This window comes from Kurthia senegalensis (assembly GCF_000285595.1).
In the GTDB taxonomy this organism is placed as follows: domain Bacteria; phylum Bacillota; class Bacilli; order Bacillales_A; family Planococcaceae; genus Kurthia; species Kurthia senegalensis.
Genome location: NZ_HE611065.1, coordinates 184884 through 197611 on the forward strand (window position 1 = coordinate 184884; position 12728 = coordinate 197611).

Annotated in this window: 11 protein-coding genes, 1 other RNA gene and 1 other annotated feature; of the genes, 3 read left to right on the forward strand and 9 right to left on the reverse strand. The window is 39.1% G+C overall.

Annotation, left to right across the window (positions count from 1 at the left end):
* Positions 1-33: 33 nt before the first annotated feature.
* The 3 genes from ssrS to hisS form a co-directional block, all read right to left on the reverse strand.
* A non-coding RNA gene (ssrS, locus tag KSHG_RS17730) (6S RNA) lies at positions 34-221 on the reverse strand.
* Positions 222-469: 248 nt separating this feature from the next.
* Entirely contained in the window at positions 470-2248 is a 1779-nt protein-coding gene (gene aspS, locus KSHG_RS06285; protein ID WP_010303531.1) for an aspartate--tRNA ligase, read from the reverse strand.
* A 14-nt stretch (positions 2249-2262) separates the two neighbouring features.
* Positions 2263-3528, reverse strand: a complete 1266-nt coding sequence (hisS, locus tag KSHG_RS06290) for a histidine--tRNA ligase (protein ID WP_010303533.1) — start codon at positions 3526-3528, stop codon at positions 2263-2265.
* A 95-nt stretch (positions 3529-3623) separates the two neighbouring features.
* Positions 3624-3867: a binding site (T-box leader), on the reverse strand.
* A 167-nt stretch (positions 3868-4034) separates the two neighbouring features.
* Here hisS and KSHG_RS06295 point away from each other — a divergent pair.
* The 3 genes from KSHG_RS06295 to KSHG_RS06305 are packed head-to-tail and all read left to right on the forward strand — an operon-like array spanning position 4035 to position 5405.
* A complete protein-coding gene (locus KSHG_RS06295; protein ID WP_010303535.1) occupies positions 4035-4373 on the forward strand; it encodes an SH3 domain-containing protein in 339 nt (112 codons plus the stop codon).
* Positions 4374-4389: 16 nt separating this feature from the next.
* Positions 4390-4617 carry an SH3 domain-containing protein gene (locus tag KSHG_RS06300; RefSeq protein WP_010303537.1) on the forward strand — a complete coding sequence of 76 codons (228 nt, stop codon included), beginning with the start codon at positions 4390-4392 and terminating at the stop codon, positions 4615-4617.
* A 14-nt stretch (positions 4618-4631) separates the two neighbouring features.
* Positions 4632-5405 (forward strand): N-acetylmuramoyl-L-alanine amidase, encoded by a 774-nt coding sequence (locus tag KSHG_RS06305; RefSeq protein WP_210432972.1) that lies wholly within the window; start codon positions 4632-4634, stop codon positions 5403-5405.
* Positions 5406-5465: 60 nt separating this feature from the next.
* Here the strand turns inward: KSHG_RS06305 and dtd are convergent, their stop codons facing one another.
* The 6 genes from dtd to KSHG_RS06335 form a co-directional block, all read right to left on the reverse strand.
* Entirely contained in the window at positions 5466-5912 is a 447-nt protein-coding gene (dtd, locus tag KSHG_RS06310) for a D-aminoacyl-tRNA deacylase (protein ID WP_010303541.1), read from the reverse strand.
* A gap of 13 nt (positions 5913-5925) precedes the next feature.
* Complete coding sequence (locus KSHG_RS06315) at positions 5926-8118, reverse strand: RelA/SpoT family protein (RefSeq protein ID WP_010303544.1); 2193 nt, start codon at positions 8116-8118, stop codon at positions 5926-5928.
* A 200-nt stretch (positions 8119-8318) separates the two neighbouring features.
* Entirely contained in the window at positions 8319-8831 is a 513-nt protein-coding gene (locus tag KSHG_RS06320; RefSeq protein ID WP_010303546.1) for an adenine phosphoribosyltransferase, read from the reverse strand.
* On the reverse strand, positions 8831-10897 hold the full coding sequence (recJ, locus tag KSHG_RS16265; RefSeq protein WP_261797760.1) for a single-stranded-DNA-specific exonuclease RecJ: 2067 nt from the start codon (positions 10895-10897) through the stop codon (positions 8831-8833). Before recJ ends, KSHG_RS06320 begins: the two co-directional genes overlap by 1 nt.
* A 652-nt stretch (positions 10898-11549) precedes the next feature.
* Positions 11550-11837 carry a hypothetical protein gene (locus tag KSHG_RS06330; protein ID WP_010303548.1) on the reverse strand — a complete coding sequence of 96 codons (288 nt, stop codon included), beginning with the start codon at positions 11835-11837 and terminating at the stop codon, positions 11550-11552.
* A gap of 60 nt (positions 11838-11897) precedes the next feature.
* Complete coding sequence (locus KSHG_RS06335; protein ID WP_010303549.1) at positions 11898-12629, reverse strand: prepilin peptidase; 732 nt, start codon at positions 12627-12629, stop codon at positions 11898-11900.
* Positions 12630-12728: the final 99 nt, after the last annotated feature.

The following is a 12728-nucleotide window of genomic DNA, read 5'->3' on the forward strand; positions in this document are numbered from 1 at the left end:
GGTCGTTCTTTACCCTTTTTAAAATACAAAAAAACAAATCCCGTTGTGCCGTCAGTTTTCACATCGTTTTGAGCCCGCGTTAAGCAGTTATTTGCCCTCATAGTTTCTTCAAAAGTCCCACCTAGACAGGCATGATTTCCAAAACTGTATATGAGCAAAATCTCAAAAATAAAATATGTTCGGTCAAAACTGATTGCAGCTGTCGTACACCGCAGGATTTGTTATTGGATACATCCTATCACAATTAGTTGAATAGTGCAAATATTTAATCGTTTATACAAGCTATTTGCTATTACACCCGTCCTTTTTGTTAAAAAGAAGTCATCAACTTAAAATCATATTGTTTACGACATGGTCCTTTTCGAAAAAACAGCAAAATAAAAATGACGCTATCAGCTGATAGCGTCATTTTTATTTGAGCGATGTAACAAATTGTCCCATCCTCTTTTAAACATAACTCAACGAAAAATTAATCTTCGTCTGCCATTGTTTTAACACGAATGTGTAAGTCGTCAAGTTGTGCAGTTGCAACGTCTGATGGTGCATCCGTTAATAAGCAGCTTGCTGAAGCTGTTTTAGGGAATGCGATTGTGTCACGTAAGTTATCGCGACCAGAAAGTAACATGATGAAACGGTCAAGACCGAATGCTAAACCACCGTGTGGCGGAACGCCGTATTCAAAGGCATCCATTAAGAAACCAAATTGTTCTTGCGCTTGTTCTTGTGTGAAACCAAGTGCTTTGAACATTTTTTCTTGTAAATCTTTTTCATAAATACGTAATGAACCGCCACCTAGTTCGTAACCGTTAAGAACGATATCGTACGCTTGAGCGCGAACTTTACCAGGATCTGTTTCCATTAATTCTAAATCTTCATCGAATGGACGAGTGAATGGGTGATGGGCTGCAGAGTAACGACCCGCTTCTTCATCATATTCAAGTAATGGCCAATCAGTAATCCATAAGAAAGCAAATTTAGACTCGTCAATTAAACCTAAATCTTTCCCTAATTTTTTACGTAATGCACCAAGAGCATCGGCAACAACAGATGGTTTATCTGCAACGAATACTAATGTATCGCCTGGTTTTGCTTGCATACGTTCGACTAATTTTTCGCCGTATTCATCTTGGAAGAACTTACCGATTGGGCCAGTTAAGCCTTCTTCAGTTACTTTAATCCAAGCTAAACCTTTCGCACCGTAACGACCAACGAATTTTGTTAATTCATCTAAATCTTTACGAGAGTATTTGTCGTTTGCGCCTTTGATGTTTAAACCTTTAACTTGTTTGCCATCTGCAACAGTTTGAGCAAATACTTTGAAGCCACAGCCGTCTACAACGTCTGAAAGCTCGATTAATTCTAAATCGAAACGTACGTCTGGTTTATCTGAACCGTAACGAGACATTGCTTCTTCGTATTTCATACGTTGGAATGGACGTGGAACGTCGATACCTTTTACTTCTTTCATTACTTTTTGGATTAAGCGTTCGTTAATATCAAGAATTTGTTCTTGATCTAAGAAGCTCATTTCCATATCGATTTGAGTGAATTCAGGTTGACGATCTGCACGTAAATCTTCATCACGGAAACAACGAGCGATTTGGAAGTAACGTTCGAAACCAGACACCATTAATAATTGTTTGAACAATTGTGGTGATTGTGGAAGAGCGTAAAATTCACCTTCGTGTACACGAGATGGTACTAAATAGTCACGTGCCCCTTCTGGAGTTGATTTTGTAAGAATTGGTGTTTCTACTTCTAAGAAACCTTCATCTTGTAAGAAGTTACGTACGACTTTCGTTACGTCTGAACGTAATTTAAACGTTTTGTACATAACTGGACGACGTAAGTCTAAGTAACGGTATTTCAAACGTAAATCTTCGTTTACTTGAATACGGTCTTCAATTTGGAAAGGAGGTGTTTTTGCACTGTTGATTAATGTTACTTTATCAACGTACACTTCAATCATACCTGTATCTAAGTTCGGGTTAATCATATCTGTTGTACGTGCGCGTACTTCCCCTTCAACTTCGATTACGTATTCGCTACGGAATGAATCTGCAAGATCTAATGCTTCTTGAGAATTTTCTGGTGTGAATACGACTTGTGTTAAACCTGTACGGTCACGTAAATCGATGAAAATTAAACCACCGAAGTCACGACGATATTGAACCCAACCTTTTAAAACGACGCGCTCGCCAACATTTTCAGCGCGTAATACTCCACAATCATGTGTACGTGTTGCCATTGTAATTCCTCCAATTAATGTGTTTGTAAATAATTTACTAAGTCATGGAAAGGTACTTTCTCTTGTGTACCTGATTCCATATTTTTCACAGCGGCTGCATTTTCAGATAGTTCTTGTTCACCTAAAACAAGTACCCATTGAGCACCTTGACGGTCTGCTGCTTTCATTTGCGCTTTCATTTTACGACTCGCGTAATCAATCTCTGTCGCAATCCCCTTCGCACGGAATGAGCTTGCAAGTTCAACTGCTTTTTCTTTTGCTGCATCGTCCATTGACACGATAAATACGTCAAGTGCATTATCTGTTTCTAACGCTTTACCTTCTGCTTCAAGTGCAAGTAATAAACGTTCGATACTCATCGCAAAACCGATACCCGCCATATCAGGACCGCCGACTTCTTGAACGAGACCGTGGTAACGACCGCCACCACAAAGTGTCGTAATAGAACCGAACCCTTTTGACGTGCTCATAATTTCAAATGCTGTATGGTTGTAATAATCAAGACCACGAACTAAGTTTGGATCTACTTCATATTCAATACCTAATACGTCTAAATAATGTTTCACACGTTCAAAATAAGTAGCCGACTCTTCATTTAAGAAATCTGTTAAAGAAGGGGCTGTTTCCATTAATGGATTTTCACGATCAACTTTACAGTCCAAAATACGTAATGGATTTTTTTCTAAACGATTTTGACAGTCCGAGCAAAATTCATGAATATGTGGTTCAAAATGTTGAATCAGTGCTGCACGGTGTGCCTCACGTACTTCTTTGTCCCCTAATGAATTAATGACTAATTTCAAATCTGTTAAACCTACTGCTTTATATACGTTCATCGCTAAAGAAATCACTTCTGCATCAATAGCCGGATCTTTACTACCAATTGCTTCTACACCAAATTGTACGAATTGACGGTAACGACCTGCTTGTTGGCGTTCATAACGGAACATTGGTCCGATGTATGAAAGCTTCACAGGTTGGTCTGGTAAACCGTACATTTTATGTTCTACATACGAACGAACAGCACCGGCTGTTCCTTCAGGGCGTAAAGTTAATGAACGACCTCCGCGATCTTCAAATGTGTACATTTCTTTTTGAACGATATCTGTCGTATCACCAACACCACGTTGGAATAATTCTGTAGACTCAAACATTGGCGTACGTAATTCTTCGTAACGATACGTATGGCATAGATGACGAATGATTTCCTCTACTTTTTGCCATTTGGCTGATTGTTCAGGCAGGATATCTTGTGTTCCTCTTGGTACTTTAAACGTCATGTGTATGCTCCTTTCAACAAATACTGAATTACCTTTTTTAGAGAAGGGACGGAAAACTTTTACAAATAAAAAAGGCCGCCATCCCTTGCAAAAATGCAAGGGACGACAGCTCGTATATGACAGCTTCCGCGGTTCCACCCTAGTTGACTATAAACTATAGTCCTCTCTTAATCGGATAACGGCCGATTCCGTTTTCTCCTAATAAGCTACGAGCCTTTCAGAGAAAAACCTCACGAGTGTTCTTCATTTATACGTATCGATGGAGGAACTTTCAGCCACGATTCCTACTCTCTAGAAAGATACTGTCGTATAAATTACTTGCTCGGTCACTGGTGTTCGTTAATAATATCAGATTAATTCATATGATAATCAGAAATGATGGCAATGTCAATGTTTTAATGTTATACGATTCTTTCTAGTTGAACGTAACAAACATGTAACAAATCTTAAAAAGACTAGCTTTTTAGTAATTAATGTCGATACAATGTAATAAAGGAGGATTGTATATGCAAAAAAATACAAAAAATTTATTTTTGTCATTACTTGCTCTTATGTTAATCGTATCAGGCATTTTAATGACAAACCCTCGTACTTCTCATGCCGCAACAGCTACATATAAAACAACGGCGTCCTTAAATGTACGAATTGGACCAAGTGCTTCTACTGCAAAGGTGTCGACATTGAAAAAAAATACTGTCGTAACGAAAGTTAAAGCATCTGGTTCATGGTGGCAAATCCGTTATAATACATCAAAAAATCGGGTGGGTCAACAAAAAATATTTAAAAGCTGTGAAAACTGTTACTGCAACTGCTCCCGCGAAAAAAACTTACTTTTACGTAACTGAATCAACAGGTCTTACGATGCGAAAAACCGCTTCTCCAAGTGGTGTGAAGTCAGGCATTACCGTTCCTTACGGTGCGAAGTTGACTGTTAAAAAAGTAGCCGCAAACGGTTGGTTATACGTTACGTACAATAAAAAACAGGTTGGATTAGCGGAGATGATGCATATGGCTTCAAATCAACTACTTCATATAATTATACAGCAAAAGCAACGACAAAAATTCAATACGTCACTGTTAATGAATTAATGAACGTACGTCGTTTGCCGAATACAGGAGCTCCTAAATTAGGTAGTATTAATGAAAAATTTACTGCCGTTATCTTACGTACGTCAAACAACAACTGGGCAGAAATCCAATTCAGTAAAACTCAAAAAGGTTGGATTTCATTAAACACAAGTTCAACTGTCGTAACGACAAAAAAACCGATTCAAGTTTCTGATCCAATCGATAATGTTCTAGCAGGCTATAAAATCGTACTCGACGCTGGACATGGTGGTACAGACCCTGGTGCAATCGGTAAAGATTTAAAAGGCAAAAAAGTGACAGAAGCAGAACTTACACTCGCTTCTGCAAAAGCGATTCAAAAAGCAATTGAAGACGTCGGTGGTACTGTATCGATGACACGTTCAACGACCGCTGCACTAAATTCGAATAAAACGAAAGATTTAGCTGCACGTGCCGCATCATCTGCCAAAGTAGGTGCGAATGCGTTCATTAGTATTCATTACAATTCCGCTTCGTCTAGCGCTGAAGGATTAGAAGCTTTATATTACCAAACGTCATCAAAAAAATTCGCTACAGTCATTCAAAAGAACATTATGAAAGCCGTTAATCAAAAATACCCGAACGTTAAAGATCGTGGCCCTAAACATCAAAATGTTATGGTTTTACGTGAGAATACAGTGTTTGCTACTTTAATTGAACTTGGTTTCGTTTCTAACGCAAAAGAACTTTCTCGTATCAATACAGACACCTACCGTCAAACAGTGGCTGAAGGTGTTGTAAACGGACTCATCGAATATTATAAAAAATAATCATTTCATAACATAAAAAAGAAGCATGGACGCATTGACATCCTGCTTCTTTTTTCATGCTTATTTTTCTTTTGAATCGAATATAATTGTAACCGGGCCATCATTCACTAACGAAACGTCCATCATCGCTCCAAATACGCCTGTTTGGACTTCTAAGCCCTCTTGGCGAAGTGCTTCATTAAAGTATTCCCATAACGGTTCAGAATGATCTGGACGCGATGCTGCAGTGAAACTTGGACGATTGCCTTTTTTCGTATTCGCATACAATGTAAACTGAGAAATTGATAAAATCGCTCCACCATGTTCATGGATAGCGATATTCATCTTTCCTTCCTCATCTTCCCAAATACGTGTTTTCGCAATTTTCGAAGCAATGTAATCCGCATCTTCTTTCGTATCCTCATGCGTAATGCCTACTAATAGCACATATCCTTTTTCAATGGCTCCTGTAATTTGACCGTCTACTTTTACGGATGCAGCGCCACTTCTTTGCAATACTACTCTCAAGAATATCGTCTCCTTAATTGTTTACACGTTGAACTGAATAAATGTCTGATATTTGTTTAATACGATCAACGACTTTATATAAATGTTGAATATTTTTAATTTGCAATGTTAAATGCACCGTTGCAATTTTATCGCGATCAGCACGACCATTAACTGCGTTAATTTGCGTTTTCGTTTCATTAATGACTTGCATAACTTCGGTAATTAAGCCTGAGCGATCATATCCTGTCACTTCAATGTCCACAGCGTACAGTTTTTGATCATTTTCGGCGAAGCTCCACTCCACATCAATCAGACGTTCTTTCTCGTCTGAAGACTGCACATTTGGACAATCTGCTCTGTGGACTGAAACACCACGACCTTTCGTAATAAACCCGACAATTTCATCGCCTGGTACAGGACGGCAACAACGAGATAGACGAATGAGTAAGTTTTCTAATCCTCTTACGACAACGCCCGTTTCTGTCGGTTTCGTATTTTCAGGTTTTTCCATACCTTTTGCAATTTTCTCAAGCGCTTCTTGTGAGTCGCGCTCTTTACGAATTTTTTCTGCTAATCGATTAACGACTTGTAAAGCCGTCATACCGTTAAACCCAACAGCAGCAATTAAATCTTCCGACGACGTGTAATTGAATTTTTCACACGCACGTTTGAAGTTTTCTTGCGTTAACACTTCCTCGCGATTGTAACCTTGTTCTTCAATTTCTTTTTCAATCATTTCGCGCCCTTTATTTACATTATCTTCACGCGCTTGTTTTTTGAAAAATTGTTTAATTTTATGTTTCGCTTGGGAGGACTGTGCAATACTTAGCCAGTCTCTGCTCGGTCCAAACGATTGTTTAGACGTAATTACTTCTACGATATCGCCTGTTTCAAGCGGTGTATCGAGTGGAACCATCTTGCCGTTGACACGTGCTCCAATCGTACGATTACCAATTTCCGAGTGAACGCGATAAGCAAAGTCAATCGGCACAGAACCTGCAGGCAATTCTAATACGTCGCCTTTCGGAGAAAATACGTAAACCATATCCGAGAACAAATCAAACTTCAATGACTCCATGAATTCTTCCGCATCATTTGATTCATTTTGAAATTCTAAAATTTCACGGAACCACGTTAGCTTACTGTCGATATCTGTATTTTCTGTTACAGCTGATTTACCTTCTTTATATGCCCAATGCGCCGCAACCCCGAATTCCGCAATATTGTGCATGCTCTTCGTACGAATTTGTACTTCTAATGGATCTCCGTAAGGGCCAATCACCGTCGTATGAAGAGATTGATATAAGTTTTGTTTTGGCATCGCAATATAATCTTTAAAACGTCCTGGCATTGGTTTCCAAAGCGTATGCACAATACCAAGTACCGCATAACAATCTTTAATGCTATCAACGATGACACGCACCGCTAATAAATCGTAAATTTCATTGAATTGTTTATGTTGTGACTGCATTTTATTGTAAATACTATAAATATGTTTCGGTCTACCTGAAAGATCCGCTGGAATTGATACGTCGTCTAATTGCTCTGTAATTTCGTCCATCACATTTTGAAGATACGCTTCACGTTCTGTACGTTTGCGCTTCATCAAATTCACGATGCGATAATATTGTTGTGGATTTAAATAACGTAGCGCAGTATCTTCCAACTCCCATTTAATTGCTGAAATCCCTAGACGATGAGCAAGAGGGGCGAAAATTTCCAATGTTTCTTTTGAAATACGGCGTTGTTTTTCAACTGGTAAATGTTTTAATGTACGCATATTGTGCAAGCGGTCTGCTAATTTAATTAAAATAACACGAATGTCTTGTGCCATGGCGACAAACATTTTACGATGGTTTTCGGCTTGTTGTTCTTTTTTAGATTTATATTTAATTTTACCGAGTTTCGTTACGCCATCGACGAGCATTGCTACTTCTTCTCCGAACTGCTCGACTAAATCTTCTCTCGTTACGGACGTATCCTCAACTACATCATGTAAAAAGCCTGCAGACACCGTTTCCGGGTCCATTTGTAATTCTGCTAAAATCCCTGCTACTTGTATCGGGTGCACGATATACGGCTCTCCAGAACTGCGGAACTGCTCCTTATGTGCATCTCTTGCTAATTCATAAGCACGTTGCACAAAAGCCACGTGCTCGTCATTCATATATGAAGAAAGTATGTCGAATACTTCTTCAACTGTCATCACTTGATCCTTCGCCATAATTGAGCCCACCCTATTCGTAAATTTTCCGTTTAGATATAACAATCATTTTATAAAAAAAGTGATTACTTTGTAAAGTTTAATTCATATAAATAGTCTGTTTCTTCTTAAAATGAACTGGATTATAAGAAAAACCCTCTCATCTTAAAAGAAAAGAGGGTTTTTCACAAAGTGAAGCGAATCATTCGCTACTTTGAATTTTAGTATTCCATTAAAGTGAATACGTCATAGCCTTCGATTTTATCGCGGCCGTGTAATTCCGTTAATTCGATTAAGAAAGCACAACCTACTACTTCTCCGCCTAATTCTTCAATTAGTTGGATTGTTGCGTTTACTGTACCGCCAGTCGCTAGTAAATCGTCGACGATTAATACTTTTTGTCCTGGTTTGATCGCATCTTTGTGCATTGTTAATGTATCTTTACCGTATTCCAAACCGTAATCAGCTGAAATGACTTCGCGAGGTAATTTACCTGGTTTACGAACAGGTGCAAAACCGATTTCTAAAGCGTATGCTACAGGGCAACCTGTGATGAAGCCACGAGCTTCAGGTCCTACGATTACTTCAGCATTTACTTTTTTAGCGTATTCTACGATTTGGTCTGTCGCGTATTTATAAGCAGGACCGTTGTCCATGATTGTCGTAATATCTTTAAATGAAATGCCTTCTTTAGGCCAGTTTTCCACGACAGATACGTATTTTTTTAAATCCATTATCTTTGTTCCTCCTCAGAAACTGCTTGATGTATTCTTACATCAAACCACTGTCTTAAATCTTTATATGGTGCATACAAAAGCGTTTTTTCCAACGCAAGTTGTTGCATGCGTTCTTCGTAAATTTTTGCCGACGTCAGTTCACGTTTCGGCGGATGATCTACAATTTTAGCAAGTCCGTTCTCTATTGTAACAAATTCGAGTTCAAAAAACACCTGCGACATAAAAATTAACATCGCTCTACTCCAACCTTTATGTTTAGCTAATTGGTTTAAGTTTTGATTTAATGGGAATTCTCTTTGTTGACGCAAGAATGAATAGTACCATATAAACTGTTCTCTCGTAGGCATTCCATCAAACAAATGAGAGTCAGAAACGTAAAAATGCGCATAAATTCTTTCCAATTCTTTTGCACGTAAAAGCTGTTCTAATTGTTGAACATTTTGTGGCAAATCCAATAAAACGACGAATTTTTTATCTGTTGTCTGCGCATCGTTCGAATCAAATACGATAATTTCTTCTGAAATTACACTAGCGAAATGACTAACCGTTTCTTTTCTAAACGCAATAAATGCCGTTTCTTCTAATGGAATTTTAGTCAACCATTGTGAAATTTTATGTCCGCCACGTAAATCGAATAATTGCCAAGCGTCCGTATGCACATCGTCCAACTTGAATTGTGGTTTTTTACGTCCATTCCATTCATTAATTTCGATGTCTCCTGCAAAAGAAATATCAATGCCTTGCGTCAGCTCATCAGCTAAATAGCCTTTATGGAAACCAATCGTATCAATGTAATGACCGTCTTTCCCGATTTCCATTTTCAAATGATCTTCATTCGCACCAATTTTTCGCATCGTTTTAATTTGAACATTTTCTAACCCGTATAACGGCTTTTCAAATTGCATACCGAACGGAGCAAGTTTACGTAAATCTTCTAATGACTCTACGTCAATTTCTGTAACGTCTAACGGAATATCAATTTGTAATACGGGAATAAAATCTTCTTCTGTCATATGTTCAAGCGCTTGTTTGTGTAAGCGTTGACGAAGTTCTTTCACATCATCCATCTTCAACGTCATCCCTGCTGCCATTGGATGCCCACCGAATGCAACGAGTATATCGCGATTGACGTCTAACTCCGCATACATATTAAAATGCTCAATGCTACGTGCCGAACCTTTTGCAAGACCCGTCGATGCATCTGTCGCTAAAACGATTGTCGGACGGTAGTATTTTTCGACGAGGCGAGAAGCAACGATGCCGACAACACCCGCATTCCAACCTTCTCCTGCGACGATTAACACTTTTGAATCGCCTATTTCTGCATCATTTTCAACCATTTCAATCGCTTGCTCTGTAATTGAAGCGACTAAGTCTTGACGTTCTTTGTTACGTTCATTTAAAAACGTCGCCATTCGCATCGCTTCTGTCGTATCTTCTTCCATTAAGAAATCGACACCCGGTGCAGCATCTCCTAGTCTACCGAGTGCATTTAAACGGGGGCCAAATCCAAAACCAATCGTTTGTTCATCGATTTGATTCAATTCTGTTCCTGATACGGTCGCAAGTGCTTGAATTGCCTTTCTCGGACGCTGACGCATACGTTGTAAACCTTTAATGACGAAATAACGGTTTTCGTCTACGAGCGGAACTAAATCCGCAATCGTACCGATTGCCACGACATCAAACAATTGTTCAGGTACTTTTTCGTATAAAGCTTGCGCAACTTTAAATGCGACACCACATCCTGCTAATTCACCGAATGGATAATGACCTTCGGGATGACGTGGGTGAATAATAAAGTTCGCATTCGGTAATTCCGCCGCCGCTTCGTGGTGATCTGTCACGATGACATCTACACCGAGAGATCGAATCACATCAATCGGTCCATTTCCTGCAATCCCATTATCGACCGTAATAAGCAATTCACAACCAGATGCAGCAATTTCTCTAAACAACTGCTCATTTGGCCCGTATCCATGCTCAAAACGATTCGGAATAATATGTTCGACGAGTGCGCCTAAATCTTGTAACACTGTTTTCATAATCGTAGAACTTGTAATGCCATATAGTGATAGGTAAGCTTTTAGTAACCCGCCAGCTTTTCCCCCACTTCACACCGAGCGTGAGACTTTCACCTCACTCGGCGTTCCATCGAAATTTCTTCCGACTAGAGCCCTTCCATCCGTAGGTATTAGCTACATCACTTGTACCATGGCTCCACTTTCACGTTCGTGAATCAGCTTTATTACGCCACCGCGATTTATATGCTGAACTGTCAAAACAGCGAACGCTTCCCACGTTCCAATTTCTCTATCCTTGCATATAGCAGTAGGTTTCTTCTATAGGCCTGTATGCTTGCACTCGCCTATAACGAGCGATGGTGTTTCATAACGCGAGAATTTTACTCCACCACACATACTTTGGTTCAAACCAAAATCGCATTTCTACGACGACTATGTATAGACCTGTACATTCGAAGATTCGTCAGTGCAAAGCACATTCTAACCGTCACTATTTTATGGACTTCCGGCATATCTCATTCAAGGAATAGATCCTCTTTCGATTCATTTCGGAATGATTTTGCCGACTTTACCGAGCTTCATACGCGGACGCATGTCGGAGTTTAAAGTTAGCACTTCGAGTCGTTACGCTCTCATTTTGCTAATCGAGAAATTAGTTCTCCTATAGTTTCATAGTGTTTAAGCTTTTCACTTAAAAACGTGTCGCACCTGCATCATAGTCTCCGTATACGACGATATGCTGTTGCTCTTCAATTGCGCATTTTATCCGTGCAATTGCGCCTTCCATATCGTGTAATAAATACGGGTCATGGATGACCGAATCATCCACTTTTAAAAATTGTTCTGCTTTTTCTGGCGTATCATAACCACGTGATACTAATATTTTAGCAGCTAACGTTGATAACCCGACTGCTGTTGCAATAGATGCAACAGCTGCTTCATCAGGGTTATGAAACTGCCACTTCTTTTTAATGCCCATGCTGTCACTCCTTCATGTCTTTATTATACCGACATTTTTCGGACAGTTCATTCAAAAAGATTACAAGAACCAAAAAGGAAAAATAGTCTTTACAAGAACCATTTCACATAAAGTGCTCCCTACGGTGACGAAGGCAATCATCGGTCCAAAAATAAAAGGTTGTCCTCGCCTTTTTTTCATGAGCAATCCGATGATTAAAGCGAACATACATGAAAATAATAAAATCAGCATCCCTTCATATAAACCGAGAATAAACGTTAATAAAATGAATAATTTTATATCGCCTCCTCCGATACCTTCTTTTTGAAAAAATACGATACATAAAAAGAATAAAAACATAAACAAGCTATCGACGAAGCGCCCAATGGACAATTGATTCGTACTCCAGTAGAACAGAACGAAAAACAGAAAGAAGCAGCCTAATATTTTATTCGGAATAATCATCGCTCGTAAATCGGTGATAGTAATAATGCTTAGCAAGCATGTTAATACCGCGTATCCTATACTTTCTGTACTAATGCCCCACTTCGCATAGGCAATCGCCCACGAAACACTTACGAGTAGTTCGATACAAACGTAATCTGTCGGAATCTTTTTTCTACAACAGTGACTTTTCCCGCGCAACAAAGCATACGATATGACGGGAATTAAATCGATTAATCGTACGTTTTTACGGCAATAATTACACCGCGAGCGCCCTGCCAAAAAAGACTCGTTTAAAATGTAGCGTTCTCCGACTACACAACAAAATGAAGCGACGACCGCTCCTATAAAACTAACGACAAAAATCATCTATCCACTCCCTTTTCTATAAGCATAAAAAAGAAATCCAATACGTGCAAAATGGTATCCGAAAGAAATAGCGTATTTTTTACGTACCTATTATGACAA